This is a genomic window from Microbulbifer sp. SH-1, from assembly GCF_011326135.1.
GTDB lineage: Bacteria > Pseudomonadota > Gammaproteobacteria > Pseudomonadales > Cellvibrionaceae > Microbulbifer > Microbulbifer harenosus.
Map to the genome: position 1 here is coordinate 3495487 of NZ_CP046948.1, position 19419 is coordinate 3514905.

A 19419-nucleotide genomic window follows, 5' to 3' on the forward strand; every position below is an offset into this window, starting at 1 on the left:
ATGCCGTGCTCCAGAAAAGCTTTGCAGGCACCTCTGAAAATCTACTGCGGATGTGCCTGGCGGCGCCCGCTCGCAGCGGTTTTTTAAAGGTGCCCTGGAATCGGGGTGGAAAAAAGAGCGGCAAAGCATAGCACAGGGTGATAGCCGGATTTGATGGCTATAATGGCCGGCCTTGAAGGATCTTATTTGATAGAACATGAGGTGTTATATGCAGCGACCGAGCGGCCGCAAACCAGAGCAACTGCGCGATGTGCGCATCACCCGCCACTACACCCGTCACGCGGAGGGGTCGGTGCTGGTGGAGTTCGGCGATACCAAGGTGCTCTGCAACGCGTCGGTTGAGGCGGAAGTCCCGCGGTTTTTGCGCGGTAAGGGCAGTGGCTGGATTACCGCGGAGTACGGCATGCTGCCCCGCTCTACCGGCTCCCGGATGGGGCGCGAGGCGGCGCGCGGTAAGCAGGGCGGGCGCACGGTGGAGATCCAGCGTCTTATCGGCCGCTCCCTGCGCGCAGCGGTGGATTTGAAGCTGTTGGGCGAACACCAGATCACTCTCGACTGCGATGTGATCCAGGCAGACGGTGGCACCCGCACTGCATCCATCACCGGCGCCTGTGTGGCGCTGGTGGATGCCATTCGCTATATGCAGCGGGAGAAAATGATTGCCACCGATCCGCTGAGAAATATGGTGGCGGCGATTTCCGTGGGCATCTACGGCGGTGTACCGGTGCTGGATCTGGATTACCCGGAAGATTCAAACGCCGACACCGATATGAATCTGGTGATGGCGGAAGACGGCGGCATGATTGAGGTGCAGGGCACCGCGGAGGGCGCGCCGTTCTCCGAGCAGCAGTTTGCCGAAATGCTGGCGCTGGGCAAGGCGGGCATCCGCGAGCTGATCGAGATCCAGAAAAAGGCGCTGGCAGAGTAGTCAGGCCGTCACTCCAAAAACAGGCGGACTTTGCCACTTCAAGTGGCGGGCCGCCGCCCGTTTTGTCATAGGCTGTTCTCCAGGTTCGCTCCCGGAACCTCAACCAAAATAGCGAGAGAGCCGATGAAAAGAATGTACCTTGCTGCGGTGTTTGCCGCGTTGGTGACCGGTGCGCTGCCCATCGCTGCGCAGGAAACCCGCGAGGAGCCGAGCGCCCATCACAAGCACTACCACGAGCCGGACGGCGGCGATCAACCCTCGCCCACAGGTAGTCTCGCCCCCCGCCTGCAGAATCTCGGCAAACACACCTTCCCGGTGAGCTGCGCCTCTGAGAAGGGGCAGCAGTACATCAATCAGGGCGTGAACCTCGCCTACGGTTTCAACCACGCGGAAGCCGGCCGTTCGTTCCGCGAAGCGGCGCGATTGGACCCGGATTGCGCCATGGCCTATTGGGGGCAGGCGCTGGTGCTCGGGCCAAACATCAACGCGCCGATGGATCCGGAGGCAGAGCCGCAGGCGCGCGAGCTGGTACGCAAGGCGCAGGCCCTGGCGAGCAGTGCCAGTGCACGGGAGCGCGCGCTGATCGAGGCGCTGAGTAAACGCTATACCGGTGACCCGGCGGAGCGCAAAAAGGCGGATGTGGCCTATGCCGCGGCCATGGCCCAGGTGGCGCAGAAGTATCCCGACGATCTGGATATCGCCACCCTGTACGCGGAGTCGATGATGGACCTGCGGCCGTGGAATTACTGGATGCGGGACGGCACACCCTATGCGGGCACCGAAGAAATCGTCGCGCTGCTGGAAAAGGTGATGGCGCAGAACGCCGAACACCCGGGTGCCCTGCACCTGTATATCCACCTGATCGAACCCACCGACACACCGGAGCGCGCGGAAAAAGCCGCGGATACCCTGCGCGGCCTGATGCCTGGCGCCGGCCACATCGTGCATATGCCGGCACATATCTACCAGCGTGTCGGCCGCTACGCGGATTCCGCGAGTGCCAATGAGCGCGCCATTGCCGCGGATGAGGATTACATAAGCCAGTGCCGCGCCCAGGGCCTGTACCCCATGGCCTACTACCCGCACAACCTCCACTTCCTGTGGTTCGCCACCACCGCCCAGGGGCGCAGTGCCGCGGCCATAGACGCCGCAGAAAAGACCGCGGCGCAGGTCAGTGATGAATCCCTCGCGCAGATGCCGATGCTGGCGGGCTTCCGCGTAATTCCCTACTGGTCGCTGGCGCGGTTCGGCAAATGGGATCAGGTGCTGGCGCTGCCGAAGCCGGCACAGGACCCGTTCCTCACCGGTGCCTGGCACTATGTGCGCGGTCTCGCCTTCATCGGCAAGGGGCAGCTGGACCGTGCGGAAGCGGAACTGAAGCAGGTGCAGACCATTGCCGCCAGACCATCGCTGGACTACGCGATGTTCTCGCCCAACAGCGCCAAGCAGATTCTGGCCATCGCACCGGAAGTACTGGCGGGGGAGCTGGCGGCGGCGAGAAAGGATTACGCCACCGCGATAGGTCATCTTGAGCGTGCGGTGCGCCTTGAAGAGGGGCTTGTGTATACCGAGCCGAACGAGTGGCACTATCCGCCGCGGCTTGCACTGGGGGCCATTTTGCTGGCCGCGGGGCGCCCGGCGGAGGCGGAAACGGTGTACTGGCAGAACCTGTCGCGGTATCCGGATAACGGTTGGGGCCTGTTCGGGCTTGCCCAGGCGCTGCGCGCCCAGGAAAAAACGGAGGAGGCGGCATTGATTGAGGGCCGCTTCCAGCGCGCGTGGCGCGACGCTGATATCAAGCTTGCGGCTTCCCGTATCCAGTAAATAAAAACGGGCGCATCGAGTTCTCGATGCGCCCGTTTTAGTGCCCTATTCAGCCCGGCTCAGGCGACCATCAGACTTCCAGATCGTAATCCATGATCACCGGCAGGTGGCTGGAGAACGCCACATTCTTGTTAATGGCGCCGTACTCGATCTTGTTTTTCAGCGTCTGGGAGACGATCTGCATGTCGGTGCGCCAGCCATCGCCCTCGCCCACCTTGCCGCTCGGCCACCAGGTAAACTCATCGGGGTCTTTCACGATGCGGCGGAAGGCGTCCACGTAGCCGATTTCGTTGAACAGCTGGTCGAGCCAGCGCTGCTCGTGGCGCATGAAGCCGGGGGTATCCTGGTGGTCCTGCCAGTTCTCCACATCGGCGCGGCGGTGCGCCATGCCCCAGTTGCCGCAGAAGATGAAGTCGCGGCGTTTGCGGCTGATCTTGGCCAGGTGTGCCTGCATATCGTCGAAAAACTGCACTTTCACTTCCAGCGAGGCCTCATCAGTCGCCACCGGAGCCAGCAGTGAGCCGACGCTAAGGCGCTCGAAATCCGCCTGTAGGTAACGGCCGTACATGTCGACGCCATTGGCAAAACCCATGCCGTAGATCAGTGCCTTGGGCTGGGCGCGCGTATAGATGGCGACGCCATTCTCGTGGGGAGTGCCGGAATCGAAGAAATAGCTGTAGTAACCGTCCGGATGGAAGATGGGATGATCCAGCTCCGGTTCCAGTGAGCGCAGATCCTGCAGACAGATGATGTCCGCGTCCTGATCTGCCAGCCAGTCGTAGAGCCCGCGCTGTGCCGCCTGGTGCACTCCATCTACGGACAAACTCACTATTCGCATTATTAGCCCCTTACCAGCGGACTGTGTAAAATTGCAGTCGTTATTCGTCTGAACATTCTATGATCGTCGCCCCCATTTTGCGGGGGTTATCCTTCACCTTAGCCAATAGTTATCAAATTGCCATGCAGCAGTACCAGCGCGACTTTATTGAACTGGCCCTGGAGCACGATGTGCTCTGTTTCGGAGATTTTACGCTGAAATCCGGGCGCCAGAGTCCCTACTTCTTCAACGCCGGCCGTTTCCACAGCGGCGCAGCGCTCGCCGCACTGGGCAATGCCTACGCGGAGGCGATTATTGCCTCAGGTGTGGAGTTTGATGTCATTTTCGGGCCGGCCTACAAGGGCATCCCGCTGGGTGCGGTGACCGCGGTGGCACTGGCGCAGAAAGGCGTAGACAAACCCTTCTGTTACAACCGAAAAGAGGCCAAGGACCACGGCGAGGGCGGAACCTTAGTGGGTGCGCCGCTTAAAGGCAAGGTTTTGATCATTGACGACGTGATTACTGCCGGTACCGCGGTGCGCGAAGTGATGCAGATCATCCACTCCCAGGGAGCCGAGCCCGCCGGGGTGGTGATTGGCCTGAACCGTCAGGAGAAGGCCGGGGAGGATTCCGAGCTGTCGGCGATACAGCAAGTAGAAAGGGAATACTGCATTCCTGTGATCGGCATTGTGGAACTGGACGATATTATTTCCTATCTTAAGTCGCAGGCTGCCAGCGATGAGCTGTTGCAGCGGATCATCGACTATCGGCAGCGCTATGGCGTAAGTTCTGAGGGCTGAACTTCAGAGCTCGTCATAGGAATGAGGCGCGTGAAACGGCTTCTGCTGACCCCAAAATAATTGGCGCGCATATATTAATGACGAGGCAGGCGTGAAAACCGCATTTGCGCTGGCAATGGCCGGCGTCCTTCTGACACTGGATGCCGGTGCTTCCACTCAGGGGTGGGATGGCAGGAAGCTGTACCGCTACACCAACGAACACGGCGTACAGGTGCTGGATGATCAGGTACCTCCCCGTTACGTGGCCGGTGGTTATGAGATTTTGACCTCAACCGGGCGGGTGCTGGAGGTGGTGGCGCCAGAGCTTACCGGCGAGCAACTGGCGGAAAAGGAGCGCCGCGAGGCGCGGGAGGCGGCGGACCTGCAACTGCTCAAGCGCTACAACAGCGTTGCCGACATAGAGTCCGCGCGCAAGCGCAAGCTCGCCATCGTGCAGCAGGACGTGGCGATCCTGCGTTCCAACATTGCCACCCTGAACCGCCAGATCGAACACGAAGAGTCCACTGCCGCGCGCACCCAGCGCAATGGCGGTGCCGTATCACCGGAACTGCTGGAGCGGATCGCGAATCTGCGCAAGGAAGTCGAAGTGGTCAGCGAGCGTCTCTCTCTGCGGGAAAAAGAAGCCCAGGCGATCAACAGCGAGTTTGACCTTGCCGCCAGTCGTTATCAGGAAATAGCCGGCAAATAATTGGTTTGCCGGCAGCAGTGCCGCCACCGCAGCCTAAACAGAACTGACTTAACCCTGCGCAGCCAGCGCACTCTCCCTGAAGAATCCAGCAACCAGTACCGGCCACTGCTCTGCCCAGAATTCCGTCGGGCGGCGTTTGAAGCCGCTGCGCACATACTGGACGATGCGGCCCTCGGCGCTTGCCAGCAACAGGTTGGCGGCGGCGGTCAGCGGGATGGCGGGGCGCAGTTGCTCGCGCAGCTCCGCTTCACGCAGGATCTGCTTCAGCTGGGTTTCCAGGCGGTCGAACAGTTGCAGAATGCGGCTGTGCAGGCGCTCTGTCTCGCCGGTCAGGGCGTCGCCGGTGAGCAGGCGGGTGATACCGGGGTTGCGTTCGCAGAAGGCCAGCACCAGGTGCAGGATTTTCTGGCAGCGGGCGAGCGCGGTGGGCTCGTCCTGCATGATGATCTTGATGCGGCTGAAGATGGTCTCTTCGATAAATTCGATCAGCCCCTCAAACATCTTGGATTTGCTGGGGAAGTGGCGGTAGAGCGCCGCTTCGGAGAATCCCACTTCCTTGGCGAGTGCCGCCGTGGTGATACGGGCGCCGGGACTGGCCTCCAGCATATGGGCCAGGGCCTGCAGTATCTGCTGGCGCCGATTGATTTTTTCGCTGCTCATTAACTGCCTTTACCCGGAATATTCAGCCGGGAACTGATTTTGTTGTTGTGCCGGATTTGTTCTCATTGGGCGGCTCAGCAGCGATTCCGGGATGGGGAGCGTCAGAAACCCGCTGGAATTTGCCGAAAGCCTGTTAACCGGCGCCAGAATCCTAACGATTCGGCGCCACGGCATCAATTGTTAGTGACCGTTAACAACTGGAATGTGACCAGATTCACGTCTCTTCTTGAGGTTTGTTGTTGGTGATCAGGGTGCCGACGCCGCTGTCGGTGAAGATTTCCAGCAGTACCGCATGGGGCACGCGGCCGTCGATGATATGGGCGGAGGTCACACCGCCCTTCACCGCATCCAGGGCACAGGCGATCTTTGGCAGCATGCCGCCGTAGATGGTGCCGTCGGCGATCAGACCGTCCACCTCCAGGGTGGACAGGCCGGTGAGCACCTTGCCGTCCTTGTTTTGCAGCCCTGCCACGTTGGTGAGCAGCATGAGCTTCTCCGCCCTCAGGTACTCGGCGATCTTACCCGCCACCAGGTCGGCATTGATGTTGTAGGACTCGCCCTGTTTACCCACGCCGATGGGGGCAATCACCGGGATGAAGTCGCTGTTGATCAGCATCTCGATCACGTCGGTGTTGACGCTCTCCACTTCGCCCACGTGGCCGATATCAATGATTTCGGAGGCGTGCAGACCGGCGGTTTCCTCCTGGCGGCGCAGCTTTCTGGCGCGGATCAGCAGGCCGTCCTTACCGGTTACACCCACCGCGCGGCCGCCGTTTTTATTGATCAGGTTGACGATCTGCTTGTTCACGGTTCCGCCGAGCACCATTTCCACCACGTCCATGGTCTGGCTGTCGGTGACGCGCATGCCGTCCACAAAGCGGGATTCGATGCTGAGCTTGTTCAGCAGGTCGCCGATCTGCGGGCCGCCGCCGTGCACCACCACCGGGTTCATACCCACCAGCTTCATCAGGATCACGTCGCGCGCGAAACTGTTTTGCAACTCCTCGTCCACCATGGCGTTGCCGCCGAACTTGACCACCACGGTCTTGCCGATAAAGCGCTGGATATAGGGCAGCGCCTCGTTGAGCACCTGCGCGACGCGCAGGGCGGATTTCTGATCCAGAGACATAGCGTTTTCCTTACTGCATGAGCGAGACGACCGGCCCGGCAATACCTCAGGTCAGACCTGAGGCAGCGCCAGGGCGGGATCGAGTTTGTGGAGCTGTGCGGCCACCAGCGCGCGGATGCGCGCGAGAGCGGCCTCGTTGTCGGCTTCAAAGCGCAGGGTCAGCGCGGCACTGGTGTTGGACGCGCGCACCAGGCCCCAGCCATCGGCGAATTCTATGCGCAGACCGTCGATGGTGTTGAGGTCTGCATGCTCAAATTTAGCCTCTTTGCGCAGGCGGTCGATGAGTGCGAATTTAGCATTTTCCGGCACCGGCAGCAGGATTTCCGGGGTGTTCACCATGTGTGGCAGGGAGTCGAGCAGTTCGTCCAGGCTCTGCTCGCGCAGCGCCATGATTTCCAGGATACGCGCGGCGGCGTAGATACCGTCGTCGAAACCGTACCACCGATCCTTGATAAAAATATGCCCGGAGAGTTCGCCGCCGAGCGCGGCGCCGGTTTCCAGCATCTTGGTTTTCATCGGCGAGTGGCCGGTTTTCCACATGATGGGGCGGCCGCCGTACTGAGTGACCAGATTGGCCAGTGCGCGGGTGCTCTTCACGTCAAACACGATATCCGAGCCCGGATTGCGCGCGAGAATATCCCGCGCCAGCAGCATGACAAGCTGGTCCGCCCACACGATGCGGCCGCTGCCGGTAATGAGGGTGACGCGGTCGCCGTCGCCGTCGAGGGCAATCCCCAGATCGGCACCTTCCGCCTTCACCTTCTGGATCAGGTCCTGCAGGTTTTCCGGGCGCGATGGGTCCGGCGCGTGGTTGGGGAAGTTGCCGTCTATTTCGCAGTAGAGGGTTTCCACCTGACAACCCAGTTGCTCAAACAGCTCCGGCGCCAGTTCCGAGGTGGCGCCGTTGCCGGCGTCGATGACGATGCGCGGCTGCCCCGCCAGCGCGACGTCGTTGAATATCTCGTCGATATACAGGCCGCTCACATCCTGGAAGTTGTGGCTGCCCTGGCCGCTGGCAAACTGGATGGTCTGCATCATGGCGCGCAGTTTCTGCAGTTTTTCCTCCGCTAGCGGGCGGCCCTTCATCACAATCTTGAAGCCGTTGTACTCCGCCGGGTTGTGACTCGCGGTGACCATCACGCCGCTGTTCGCGTTCTTGCTGCGGGCGCAGGCGAAATACAGCAGTGGCGACGGCACCAGGCCGAGATCCACGGTGTCGCAACCGCTTTCCAGAATCCCCTCAATCAGGCAGTCGCGCAACAGCTCGCTGCTGTTGCGGCCGTCGCGCCCCACCAGCAATACGTCCTGCCCGGACTGTTTGGCGATACTGCCCAGCGCGCGGCCCAGCTGGTAGGCAAATGGCTCGTTAATCTCCTCGCCGGCGACGCCGCGGATATCGTAGGCGCGGAACACGTGGGCGGGGATTTCGGTACTCGGGGTGCGCATCAAATCGCCGCGATCCGGCTCCTCTGCCTGTGGCGCCGCTGGCGCCGGTGCGGTGGCCACCGCGGTGCTGACGGTTTCCGACGCGGCAGGGGTTTTTTGCAGGTCTTCCTTGCGCAGCCCCGCTTTCGTCGGAGCGCGGCTGCCGCGGGCGGCTTTCTCCCAGGGCGCCGCGCCGCCGTCGGCGGGCATCAGTTTCCACAATCCGAACAGGCTGCCCAGCAGACCAAGCAGCGCGATGCCGTACACCAGACCGGCGGGAATGCTGTGGTTGGCGGCGAACGCCGACGACGGCGTAAAGACGATTTTGAGATAGGTGCCGGGCACTGCGGCGCTGGCGGCAGCACTCTGCACTTCCGATCCCTCGGCTGGAGAGTTCCACAGCGACCGCGCCGGACCGTCGGGGAACTGCTGATTGATCTGGATGGCACCGGCACTCAGGTCCAACTGGCGGAGCGCGCGCTCGAACACGTCGAATGGCTGGCTCACCAGCAGTGCGCCATCGGCCTCGGCGCGAGCGCTGTAGAGCTGCCACTGGTTCCGGTCGTCGCGCAGGAACTCCGGCTTTGGATTGCCCTCTTCGCGGCTGCGCTTCAGCAGATCCACCAGGGCAAAGTTGAGCGGCGGCTGGCCCGCGCCCACATGCAACTGCTCCGGGGTAAAGAACTGCAGTGATGCCTGGCTGGGCTCGCCGGCCGTAGAGCGAATGCTGGATTTCCGCAGCGGCTTCAGCCCGCGCAACTGCTGTAAGCGCTGGGCGAAAAACTGCTGCAGTTGCAGCGCGTGGTTATCGGCCACCTGTTGCGCGGCCCGCTGCACACTGTCGGTATTGCGCCCTTCGATTACCTTGGTCATCAGCAGGTGGCTACCACCCAGCCACACTGCGGCGGCGAACAGGGCGGGTAGCGTCAGACTACTGTGCCACAGCGGTTTTCTTGCGGATTGATTGGCAGATTGATTGTTTGAAGCCACGACGGTTTTACGTCTCCCCAGCCTTTCCAGGCCAGTACCCTGACCGGTCCAGTATTTTCTGAATCTTGTGTGTTGTGGTGTTGTACAGCGTTGATTTCTTTCTTATTTATTTTTATTTCTTCGCAAAGGCCCTGTCTGCAATCAGTGTCACCAGCTGGCTGGCGAGCTCCGTCTTGAGCGCCGGCGGCAGCGGCTGGCGGCCGCTGCGGTCGATGAGGATCACCTCGTTGCGGTCGCTGTTGAATCCACCTTCCGGGTCACTCACATCGTTGGCCACGATCATGTCGAGATTCTTGCGCGCGAGTTTGCCCTCGGCGTGCTCCACGACGTTCTCCGTCTCCGCGGCGAAGCCCACCACGAACGGGCGCTTGTCGCTGCGCGCGGCGATGGTGGCGACGATATCCGGATTTTTCACCAACTGCAGCACGTCGTGGTCGTCGCCCTCGCTCTTTTTGATCTTCTGTGAAGAGACTACTTCGGGGCGGAAGTCCACCACTGCGGCGGCGGCGATAAACAGGTCGCAGTCATCCGCCGCGCGCTCGGCGGCGGCAAGCATTTCCTCGGTGCTGGTAACGTCCACGCGGTTTATCCCGGCGGGCGTGGCGAGGCGCACTGGCCCGGCAATCAGGGTGACCTCGGCGCCCGCGCGGGCGGCGGCGGCGGCGATGGCGAAACCCATCTTGCCCGAGCTGTGATTGCTGAGGTAGCGCACCGGGTCCAGGGCCTCGCGGGTGGGGCCGGCGGTGATGGCGACTTTTTTACCGGCGAGGACCTGTTCCGGGGCTAGCTGCTGGATCAGTCCGTCGACGATTGCCAGCGGCTCCAGCATACGCCCGGGGCCCACGTCACCGCAGGCCTGGCTGCCGGCATCCGGTCCCAGCAGGGTAACGCCGCGGCTTTGCAGCGTCTGCATGTTGGCCTGGGTGGCGGGATGGCGCCACATGGCCTGGTTCATGGCCGGGGCGAGCACCAGGGGCGCTTCGCTGGCGAGGCACAGGGTGCTGAGCAGGTCGTCGGCCATGCCGGCGGCGAGCTTCGCCATCACGCTGGCGCTGGCCGGAGCAATCAGGATCACATCGGCCCATTTGGCCAGTTCGATGTGCCCCATGGCGGCCTCGGCGGCCGGGTCCAGCAGGTCGGTGTGCACCGGGTTGCCGGAAAGCGCCTGAAAGGTGAGCGGGCGCACGAACTCCTGGGCTCCCGCAGTCATGACCACACGCACGGTGGCGCCGCGATCCTGGAGCCGGCGTACCAGGTCGGCGCTTTTGTAGGCGGCGATACCGCCGGTAACGCCAAGCAGTATCCGTTTATCGGCCAGAGAGGGCATATTCGGTGGTTCCGGAACTCTGAGAACGCGTAAGATTACCATCTTAGTGTCCGGGGCCATATGGTCCATTGGGTGCGCGTTCGGGCTCACATTGGAAGTGAGCAGTTACTGTTTTCAGGGAGGGACTATGGCGATTACGGATTGGCCGGCGGAGGAGCGTCCGCGGGAGAAGTTGCTGGCGCGAGGCGCGGAGGCGCTGTCGGATGCGGAGCTACTGGCCATTTTCCTGCGCACGGGGTTGCCGGGGGTGTCGGCGGTGGATCTGGCGCGGCAGCTGTTGTCGGATTTCGGTGGGCTTAGACCTCTGTTGGAAGCGGATCGCAAGGCGTTCTGTGCCGGCAAGGGTCTTGGGGATGCGAAGTTTGTGCAGTTGCAGGCGGTGCTGGAGATGGGGCGCCGCCATCTGGCGGAGAGTCTGAAGCGCTCGGATGCGCTGACGAGTCCGCAGGCGGTGCGTGACTATTTGGCTGCGCAGCTGCGCCACCGCACCCGGGAGGTGTTCTGCTGTCTGTTTCTGGACAGCCAGCACCGGGTGATTGCCTATGAGGAGTTGTTTGAGGGTACGTTGAATGCGGCGAGCGTGTATCCCCGCGAGGTGGTGCAGGCGGCGCTGGCCAAGGGAGCTGCGGCGGTTATTCTGGCGCACAACCATCCATCCGGGGTGAGTGAGCCCAGTCAGGCGGATATTCATATTACCCAGCGGTTAAAGGATGCTTTGGCGCTGGTGGATATCCGGGTGCTGGACCATCTGATTGTCGGTGAGGGGGGAGGTTGTTCCTTTGCAGAACGAGGTCTCATTTAACCCCCGGCACTCGACCTTCGCGTCACGTCACGCGCTTCGAAGCTAGCCCGTTATTGGATCTCGGCGCCCAGTGGCCAATCAGACAGCAAAAACATTGATCAAAACTTGCCCCCCATAGGGTGTTCTGGTATAAAACGCCGCTCTTTGCGGCCGGGCCAGATTCTGTACAGATCCCGCGGTCCGCTGGATAACGAATTTAGTCCCTGCCCCGCCCTTGAGCTGAGGGCACGAGAGTTTTAAAGAGGCCAATCAGATGTCCAAGGTATGTCAGGTAACCGGTAAGCGCCCGGTAACCGGAAACAACGTTTCTCACGCCAAAAACCGCACCAAGCGTCGCTTCGTGCCGAACCTGCAGTCCCACCGTTTCTGGGTGGAAGCAGAGAAGCGCTTCGTTAAGCTGCGTGTATCCACCAAAGGCATGCGCATTATCGATAAGAAAGGTATCGATAGCGTACTGGCCGAGCTGCGCGCGCGCGGCGAAAAAGTTTAATTGCTGCTCTGACAGCAGATTGGAGATAGAACAATGCGTGACAAGATTCGTCTGAATTCCAGCGCCGGCACCGGCCACTTCTACACTACTGACAAGAACAAGCGCAACATGCCTGAGAAAATGGAGATCAAAAAATACGATCCCGTTGTTCGCAAGCACGTTGTGTACAAGGAAGGCAAAATCAAGTAATTGATTGCCTTGCTAGTTCACGAAAAAGCCCGGTTTTCCGGGCTTTTTTGTGCCTGAAAGAACCCAACCGTCGATGCGAAGGCTTCGATAGGGATGGCCCTTTGCCAGACCGTCTGCGGCCTGGATGGCCGCAGCCGAGCCCCCATGGATGGGTTTACGGCGTGTCTGGCAAAGGCCATCGCTAGCGGAGCCGCCACTGAACTACCTAGTGGCTACCCGGAACCCAAACGATGCCCGAACTGCCGGAAGTAGAAACCACCAAACGCGGCTTGGCTCCCCATCTTGAGGGCCGAAAGGTAAAGCTGTGTGAGATCCGCCAGCACAGCCTGCGCTGGCCGGTGGATGCTGACTTTGCCGAGAAGATTCAGGGTGCCCGGATTCAGCGCCTGGATCGCCGCGCCAAATACCTGCTGGTGGAAACCGACAAAGGCCTCGCCATCTGGCACCTGGGCATGTCCGGCAGCCTGCGCATCGTCGACGGTAAACTGCCCCCGCAAAAACACGACCATATCGACTGGCTCCTCGACAGCGGCCAGCGCATGCGCTTCCACGACCCGCGCCGCTTCGGCGCCCTGCTGTGGACAACAGAAAGCATCGCCGACCACGAACTGATCTCCCACCTGGGTCCCGAGCCCCTGAGTGAAGAATTCCACGGCGACTACCTGTTCATCGCCTCCCGCAACCGCAAAGCCCCGATAAAGAGCTTCATCATGGATGGCCGCATCGTCGTCGGCGTCGGTAACATCTACGCCAGTGAAGCCCTGTTTATGGCCGGTATTCGCCCGCAGACCCCCGCCGGCAAAATCTCCCGCCCGCGCTACCAGCGGCTAGTGGAAGCCATCAAAACCGTCCTCGCCGCGGCCATCGAACAGGGCGGCACCACCCTAAAAGATTTTGTTGGGGGCGACGGGAAACCGGGCTACTTTGCTCAGCAATTAAATGCCTACGGCCGCGCCGGTCTGCCCTGCCCCCGCTGCCCCGGCACCATCCGCGAACAGATCATCGGCCAGCGCAACACCTTCTTCTGCCCGCGCTGCCAGCGCTGATTAACGCCCGACTGCGCTGCCCTCGCGACGGGTGTCGGCACCGCCGTGGAGTTGATCATGCATCAGCGCGATCGCGTGAATGCCGCTGTTCAGTTCCTTGCGCACGACCTTGTGGCCCATCTCCTCCAGCTTTTTCAGTTCAGTATCGGAAAGGGCTTCGGGTTCCACTTCCACCTGGTAACCGATTGCGGTGATGTTGCCCGCGTGGATGGCTTCGGCAATGGGCATTCCTTTGACCAGGTGATACAGGATCGTGCGCGCGGTGTAGTCGATGATGCGCGAACCGCCGGGTGATCCCACGAGCAGTCGCAGGCTGCCGTCCCGGTTGAACACCATTGTGGGCGACATGGACGAGCGCGGGCGCTTGCCGGGTTCGATGCGGTTGGCCACTTTTCGTTTGTCCGCATTCGTGGGCACGAAGGAGAAATCCGTAAGCTGGTTGTTGAGCAGGAACCCCTTTACCAGCAAACGCGACCCGAAGCCGGTTTCGATACTGGTGGTCATGCTCACACCGTTGCCGTACTGGTCGACGATGGACAGGTGGCTGGTGTTTGGCAGCTCGGGGGACTGGGCGATCTGGCGCTTGCGGGCAAAGCCAGCCGGGTCGCCGGCGCTCGCCGGTTGGGCTTTCGTCGGGTCGATCAGCTTCGCGCGCGCAGCGAGATAGTCCGCGGATACTATCGCTGCCGTCGGCACTTCCACGAAATCCGGGTCGGCGGAGTAGGCATTGCGATCGGCGAAAGCGAGTTCGGAGGCTTCTACAAACAGGTGCGTGAGCTCGGCGCTGGCCACATCGGCCGTTTCCAACGGAAAATGCTGCATCATACCCAGCAGCGCGCCGACGGTGGTGCCGCCGGAAGACGGCGCCGCTGCGCCGCAGACTTCATAGACGAGGAAGTCCGCGCACACCGGCTCCCGCATCTTGGCGCGGTAGCTGGCCAAATCCTTGCGGGTCATCAGCCCGGGGTTTTGCGGGTCGCTCCGCACCGCGTCCACGATAGCTTCGGCGATTTCACCCTCATAAAACGGCTGTACACCCTTTTCCGCCAGGAGTTGCAGAGTTGCGGCGTACTCTGGGTTTTTCAGCCGGTGGCCCACCGGCAGCGGCTTGCCGTCCTTACCGAAAAAGTAGTCGCGGATCGCCGGGCGCACCGCCACCCTCGGCATCTGTTCGAGCAACTGGTGCAGGCGCGGGGATATTTCAAAACCCTGCTCGGCAAGTGCAATGGCCGGCTGGAACAGATCCTTCCACGGCAGCTTGCCATCGCGCATATGCGCGAGCGCGAGCATGCGCATCACGCCCGGCACGCCCACCGAGTAGCCGCCGATCACCGCGTCGAGAAAACCCCGCGGCTGACCGTCGCGGATAAAGTAGTTTTCATCCACCGCCATCGGCGCCGTTTCGCGACCGTCGTAGGAGAAGAGTTTTTTCTGATCGGCGCGGTAGCTCAGCATGAACGCGCCGCCGCCGATCCCGGAGGACTGAGGCTCCACCAATCCCAATACCAGCTGTGCGGCAATCGCCGCGTCCACCGCGCTGCCGCCCTTGGCTAGCATCTGCTCGGCGGCAGCGGAGGCGTGCGGGTTGGCGGTGACCGCCATATATTTGCTGGCCGTTGCGGATTTGATTTCCGTGCGCCCGGTGGCGATCTCCGGCTGCACTTCAGGCGGCGGTGACGCGTAGGCGGCGGCGGAGAATAGTAAGGCGGAGAGGGAGGAAAGCAGAATTCTGTTCACAGGGCGATCCGGTGTTGCGCTCGCGGGATCGCCCGAGTGTATCAGACCTGAATCCCGCGGGGTTCAGGTCTGATACTGGATATCGCCATCAGGGCGCCTGGCGGTTGAACTTTTCCTGCAGGGCCTTTTGCACACCGGGAGGCACAAACTTGGTGACGTCGCCGCCGAGGGAGGCGATCTCGCGCACCAGCGAAGAGGAAATGTAGGAGAGGTGTTCCGCCGGGGTCAGGAACAGACTTTCCATCTGCGGTGCCAGCTGGCGGTTCATGTTGGCGAGCTGGAATTCGTACTCGAAGTCAGACACCGCGCGCAGGCCCCGCACCACGCCGTAAGCATCCAGCTGCCGCACCAGGTCGGCGAGCAGGATGTCGAAACCGATCACCTCGATATTGTCGAGGTGCGCCAGTTCCTGCTGGGCCAGCTCCACCCGCTCCTCAAGGGTAAACAGAGGGTTCTTGCGGGTGCTGGCGGCAACGGCGACCACCACGTGATCGAACAGGCGGCAGGCCCGCTCCACCAGGTCCATGTGCCCGTTGGTGATGGGATCGAAAGTACCTGGATAAACCACTTTTTTCATAAGTCACTTCGCCTTGCCGGCCAGAGGGGACGCGCATCTTAAACAATTTAGCCGCATCCCTCAAAAAATCGCGGAACGGGCGCCGATCACGCGCGGAACAGGCGCATACAGACCTGTCCTGCGTGTTTTTCTTTCTCCAGTCGCCAGTCCGCGGGTGTGGGGATGGGGGTGCTGCGCGGGGATTCCACATAAATAAACGCGCCCGGCCGGATGCGGTCACCGGCGACCAGAGCCTGCAGGGTGTTGGCCCACAGATCGCCGGCAAACGGCGGATCGACAAAAATCACATCCCAGGCTTCCCCGGGCTGCTCCAGAAAGACCTGCGCCGGGCAATTGTGCACCCGCGCACCTTCGGCCTGTAGCAGGTCCAACTGCTGGCGCAGCATCTGCGCCGCGCCCCGGTCGAGTTCGACAAAGTCCACCGCGGCCGCGCCCCGGCTCAGAGCCTCGAGCCCCAGAGCGCCGGAACCGGCAAACAGGTCCAGGCAGCGGGCGCCGGGCAGGTGGAACTGCAGCCAGTTGAACAGTGTCTCCCGCAACCGGTCGCCGGTGGGGCGCAGTCCTTCGATCGGCGCGAACGCCACTTTGCGACCGCGCCAGCGCCCGCCGATGATGCGCAATTGCGATATGGCACCGGCAGCGGTGCGGGATTTTGTGGGCGGTGGCTTTCTGGGCATCGGGCTCGAATCTTGACTGCAGCCAAATTGGGCGGGGTATGACTGTGTGTTAAATGGTCAGCGGTGCTAAGATTACCGCCTTTCCGCGGCCGGCCGCCAGTCGGCACCCGCCAGTCACTGATTTCCTGTCAAAGAATCCACACGCGATGATTTTTGATTTCCTGCGCAAGAAGAAGCCCGAGGGCGAATCCGGCGATAACGAATCCACCCAGGTGGAAGCCAGCAACCCGCTGGTGGAAGAGCCGGCGTTCGAGATTCCGGACAACCTGAAGGCGGCGCCCGCCGAAGCGGACATGGTCGCAGAACCTGTGCCAGTGTCTGCGCCGTCGGTGGAAGAAAAGCTCTCTGCGGAAGAGGCGCCGGAAGCCGCCTTCGACCCGGCGGCGGAGTTGGCTGCAGCGCCGGCGCCCGCAGCAGCGGAAGAAGAATCCGCGCCGCCGCAGCCGGTTACCCAGGAAAAGCCGCAGAAGGAAGGCTTTTTTGCCCGCATCCGCCGCGGCCTCTCCCGTACGAGCAGCCAGTTCGCCGAGGGTATGGGCAACCTGTTCCTGGGCGCGAAGGAAATCGACGAAGACCTGATGGAGGAGCTGGAAACCCAGCTGCTGATGGCGGATGTGGGTGTGGACGCCACCACCGAGATCATCGACCGCCTCACCGAGCGCGTATCCCGCCGCGAGCTGTCCAATGGAGAAGCCCTGTACAAGGCGCTGCAAGAGGAACTGGCGAGCCTGCTGGACAAGGTCGAGGCGCCGCTCGCCATAGACATGGCCAAACAGCCGTTCGTGATTCTGGTGGTGGGCGTCAACGGCGTCGGCAAGACCACCACCATCGGCAAGCTCGCCCACCGCTACCTGAATGAGGGCAAGTCAGTGATGCTGGCCGCCGGTGACACCTTCCGCGCCGCGGCGGTAGAGCAGCTTCAGGTTTGGGGCCAGCGCCACGATGTGCCGGTGGTGGCTCAGCACACCGGCGCGGATAGCGCTTCGGTAATCTTTGATGCTATCCAGTCTGCCAAGTCCCGCGGTGTGGATGTGGTGATCGCCGACACCGCCGGCCGCCTGCACAACAAGGCGCACCTGATGGAGGAGTTGTCCAAGGTGCGCCGGGTGATGGGCAAGCTGGATGAGTCTGCGCCCCACGAGGTACTGCTGGTGCTGGATGCTGGCACCGGCCAGAACGCGATCTCCCAGGCCGAGACCTTCAAGAGTGCCACCGGTGTCACCGGTCTGGTGCTGACCAAGCTGGATGGCACCGCCAAGGGCGGTGTGATTTTCGCGCTGGCGCAGAAGCTGGGGATTCCGGTACGCTTCATCGGCGTCGGCGAGCAGTCGGAAGACCTGCAACCGTTTGTGGCGAAAGATTTTGTCGCCGCGCTGTTTAATAAAAATCAGGCTTGAACATACGCTGTGGTTCAGGGGCTTACATGAACCACTGAAATCAGATGCGAAGGCGACGATGCCGGGGATGGCCTTGTGAAACCTTCCGCGAGAGGGACCTCGCGGAAGAGCCCCCAGGGATGGGTTCACGGCGTGTTTCACAAGGCCATACCCGGTAGCGGCGCCGCCACGGTGCTCGTTCAAGACGCAAACCCACGTCGCTGCCGAAGAATAAAAAACGCGCTCATGATCCAATTCGATAACGTCAACAAACGCTACGAGTCCGGGCAGGACGCGCTGGGGCGTGTGAGCCTGGAGATCGAGCGCGCGGAGATGGTGTTCCTCACCGGCCACTCCGGTGCCGGCAAAAGTACCCTGTTGAAACTCCTCACCGCCATCGAGCGGCCTACCCGCGGCAATGTCATTGTCGGCGGGCAGAATCTCAACCGGCTGCGCAACAGCCAGATTCCCTACTACCGCCGCAACCTCGGCATCGTATTCCAGAACCACCAGTTGCTGTTCGATCGCAGCGTGTTCGACAACGTCGCCCTGCCCCTGTCGGTTTCCGGCTGCAGCAAGCGCGAGGTGGGCCGGCGGGTGCGCGCGGCGCTGGACAAGGTGGGGCTGCTGCACAAGGAAAACCAGAATCCCATCGTGCTCTCCGGCGGTGAGCAGCAGCGTGTCGGCATTGCGCGCGCGGTGGTGAACAAGCCGGCGGTACTGGTGGCGGACGAGCCCACCGGTAACCTGGACCCGAAGCTGTCGGAGGAGATCATGCGCCTGTTCCGCGACTTCAATGCGGTGGGCACCACGGTGCTGATCGCGAGCCACGACCTCGAACTGATCGCGCGCATGCGGCAGCGCGTCCTTACCCTGCAGCAGGGGCAACTGATTTACGACGGATACCCGAGCCGTGAACCAGCGTATTAACTCTCCCTTACGAGCCTCTCAGGCCCAAGCGGAGCGCCCCCGCTCCACCGGCGCGGTGACTGCGCGCACCAGCGGCGGCGACCGTCTGCGCAGCTGGCTCGGCCACCACAGAGAGATGTGGCACGAGTCCTGGGTGCGCTTTTTTGCCTCGCCCATGTCCAGCGGTATGACCGCGCTGGTGATCGCCATCGCGCTCGCCCTGCCGGCGGCGCTGCAGCTGGGGCTCACCAACTTCCAGCGCGCGGTGGCGGGCTGGGACGGGCAGCCGCAGATTTCGGTGTTCCTGTACAAGGGCGCCAAACAGGAGGCGGTTTCCGCCTGGACCGACAAACTGCGCGCGGACCCGCTGGTGGCGGAGGTGACCTACATTTCCCCGGAGCAGGCGCTGGCGGAGTTCCAGCAGGCGTCGGGTCTCGGCGATGCGCTGGTGGGGATGGACAGCAATCCGCTGCCGGCAGTGCTGCTGGTGCGCCCATCCGGCTCCGACAGCGCGGCCCTGGAGGCGCTGGCGGAGCGGTTGCGGGAGAGCGCGCTGACGGATTCGGTGGTGCTGGATATGGCCTGGGTGCAGCGGCTGGCGCAGCTGACAGAGCTTGGACGGCGCATGAGCCTGGGGTTGGCGTTCCTGCTGGCGCTGGGGGTGCTGCTGGTGGTGGTCAACAGTATCCGCCTGCACATCGAGAACCGACGCGAGGAGATTCTGGTGGTGAAGCTGGTGGGTGGCACCGATGCGTTTGTGCGCCGGCCTTTTCTGTATACCGGTCTGGTGTACGGCCTGGTGGGCGGGTTGATCGCCTGGCTGCTGGTGAGCGTCGGCGTCTGGCTGCTGGCGGGGCCGGTGAGTGGGCTGGCGGGTTCCTACGGCAGCGGCTTTGAGCTTGATGGCCCGGGAGTCACTTACCTGCTCGGGCTGGCTGGCGGTGCAGCGCTGCTGGGGCTGACCGGGGCCTGGCTGGCGGTGGCGCGGCATATTTCCGCGATCCAGCCGCGCTAAAACATCCCCGTTA

At 62.2% G+C, this 19419-nt stretch carries 19 protein-coding genes; 11 read left to right on the top strand and 8 right to left on the bottom strand.

Going from position 1 to position 19419, the window contains the following annotated elements; all coding sequences use genetic code 11:
* Positions 1–208: 208 nt before the first annotated feature.
* Both rph and GNX18_RS14340 read left to right on the top strand, forming a co-directional pair.
* Entirely contained in the window at positions 209–928 is a 720-nt protein-coding gene (gene rph / locus GNX18_RS14335; protein ID WP_166218930.1) for a ribonuclease PH, read from the top strand.
* 123 nt (positions 929–1051) lie between these two features.
* Positions 1052–2752, top strand: coding sequence for a hypothetical protein (locus GNX18_RS14340; RefSeq protein ID WP_205827938.1), 1701 nt, complete (start codon positions 1052–1054; stop codon positions 2750–2752).
* Between the two features lie 70 nt (positions 2753–2822).
* Here the strand turns inward: GNX18_RS14340 and GNX18_RS14345 are convergent, their stop codons facing one another.
* Complete coding sequence (locus GNX18_RS14345; RefSeq protein WP_138234212.1) at positions 2823–3590, bottom strand: exodeoxyribonuclease III; 768 nt, start codon at positions 3588–3590, stop codon at positions 2823–2825.
* A 122-nt stretch (positions 3591–3712) separates the two neighbouring features.
* Here GNX18_RS14345 and pyrE point away from each other — a divergent pair, with 122 nt between their 5' ends.
* Together pyrE and GNX18_RS14355 are read left to right on the top strand one after the other, a co-directional pair.
* Positions 3713–4369 carry an orotate phosphoribosyltransferase gene (pyrE, locus tag GNX18_RS14350; RefSeq protein WP_166218932.1) on the top strand — a complete coding sequence of 219 codons (657 nt, stop codon included), beginning with the start codon at positions 3713–3715 and terminating at the stop codon, positions 4367–4369.
* Positions 4370–4460: 91 nt separating this feature from the next.
* Positions 4461–5057 carry a hypothetical protein gene (locus GNX18_RS14355; RefSeq protein ID WP_166218934.1) on the top strand — a complete coding sequence of 199 codons (597 nt, stop codon included), beginning with the start codon at positions 4461–4463 and terminating at the stop codon, positions 5055–5057.
* A gap of 48 nt (positions 5058–5105) precedes the next feature.
* On the opposite strand, the gene slmA is transcribed toward GNX18_RS14355, so the two are convergent.
* From slmA to coaBC, 4 genes are all read right to left on the bottom strand, one after another.
* Positions 5106–5717, bottom strand: a complete 612-nt coding sequence (gene slmA, locus GNX18_RS14360) for a nucleoid occlusion factor SlmA (protein ID WP_138234215.1) — start codon at positions 5715–5717, stop codon at positions 5106–5108.
* Positions 5718–5931: 214 nt separating this feature from the next.
* The gene (argB, locus tag GNX18_RS14365) at positions 5932–6846 is read right to left on the bottom strand and encodes an acetylglutamate kinase (RefSeq protein ID WP_138234216.1); all 915 of its coding nucleotides are present in this window, start codon (positions 6844–6846) and stop codon (positions 5932–5934) included.
* Between the two features lie 51 nt (positions 6847–6897).
* A complete protein-coding gene (locus GNX18_RS14370) occupies positions 6898–9261 on the bottom strand; it encodes a phosphomannomutase/phosphoglucomutase (RefSeq protein WP_240914016.1) in 2364 nt (787 codons plus the stop codon).
* A gap of 112 nt (positions 9262–9373) precedes the next feature.
* A complete protein-coding gene (gene coaBC, locus GNX18_RS14375; RefSeq protein WP_166218936.1) occupies positions 9374–10588 on the bottom strand; it encodes a bifunctional phosphopantothenoylcysteine decarboxylase/phosphopantothenate--cysteine ligase CoaBC in 1215 nt (404 codons plus the stop codon).
* Between the two features lie 127 nt (positions 10589–10715).
* Here coaBC and radC point away from each other — a divergent pair, with 127 nt between their 5' ends.
* The 4 genes from radC to mutM all read left to right on the top strand — a co-directional run bounded on the left by radC (position 10716) and on the right by mutM (position 13115).
* Positions 10716–11390 (top strand): DNA repair protein RadC, encoded by a 675-nt coding sequence (gene radC / locus GNX18_RS14380; RefSeq protein WP_166218938.1) that lies wholly within the window; start codon positions 10716–10718, stop codon positions 11388–11390.
* A gap of 253 nt (positions 11391–11643) precedes the next feature.
* On the top strand, positions 11644–11880 hold the full coding sequence (gene rpmB / locus GNX18_RS14385) for a 50S ribosomal protein L28 (protein ID WP_105102497.1): 237 nt from the start codon (positions 11644–11646) through the stop codon (positions 11878–11880).
* Positions 11881–11913: 33 nt separating this feature from the next.
* A complete protein-coding gene (gene rpmG / locus GNX18_RS14390) occupies positions 11914–12069 on the top strand; it encodes a 50S ribosomal protein L33 (protein ID WP_105102496.1) in 156 nt (51 codons plus the stop codon).
* A 230-nt stretch (positions 12070–12299) separates the two neighbouring features.
* A complete protein-coding gene (gene mutM / locus GNX18_RS14395) occupies positions 12300–13115 on the top strand; it encodes a bifunctional DNA-formamidopyrimidine glycosylase/DNA-(apurinic or apyrimidinic site) lyase (protein ID WP_166218940.1) in 816 nt (271 codons plus the stop codon).
* Here mutM and ggt read toward each other — a convergent pair whose 3' ends face one another.
* The 3 genes from ggt to rsmD form a co-directional block, all read right to left on the bottom strand.
* Positions 13116–14852, bottom strand: a complete 1737-nt coding sequence (gene ggt, locus GNX18_RS14400; RefSeq protein WP_240914017.1) for a gamma-glutamyltransferase — start codon at positions 14850–14852, stop codon at positions 13116–13118.
* Positions 14853–14940: 88 nt separating this feature from the next.
* Positions 14941–15429, bottom strand: a complete 489-nt coding sequence (coaD, locus tag GNX18_RS14405) for a pantetheine-phosphate adenylyltransferase (RefSeq protein ID WP_138234220.1) — start codon at positions 15427–15429, stop codon at positions 14941–14943.
* Positions 15430–15515: 86 nt separating this feature from the next.
* Complete coding sequence (rsmD, locus tag GNX18_RS14410; RefSeq protein ID WP_166218942.1) at positions 15516–16106, bottom strand: 16S rRNA (guanine(966)-N(2))-methyltransferase RsmD; 591 nt, start codon at positions 16104–16106, stop codon at positions 15516–15518.
* A 146-nt stretch (positions 16107–16252) separates the two neighbouring features.
* Between rsmD and ftsY the strand changes: the two genes are divergently transcribed.
* From ftsY to ftsX, 3 genes are all read left to right on the top strand, one after another.
* A complete protein-coding gene (ftsY, locus tag GNX18_RS14415; RefSeq protein WP_166218944.1) occupies positions 16253–17503 on the top strand; it encodes a signal recognition particle-docking protein FtsY in 1251 nt (416 codons plus the stop codon).
* A gap of 225 nt (positions 17504–17728) precedes the next feature.
* A complete protein-coding gene (gene ftsE / locus GNX18_RS14420) occupies positions 17729–18412 on the top strand; it encodes a cell division ATP-binding protein FtsE (RefSeq protein WP_138234223.1) in 684 nt (227 codons plus the stop codon).
* The gene (gene ftsX, locus GNX18_RS14425; protein WP_240914018.1) at positions 18396–19406 is read left to right on the top strand and encodes a permease-like cell division protein FtsX; all 1011 of its coding nucleotides are present in this window, start codon (positions 18396–18398) and stop codon (positions 19404–19406) included. The genes ftsE and ftsX overlap by 17 nt, the downstream gene beginning before the upstream one ends.
* The last annotated feature ends 13 nt before the right edge of the window (positions 19407–19419 follow it).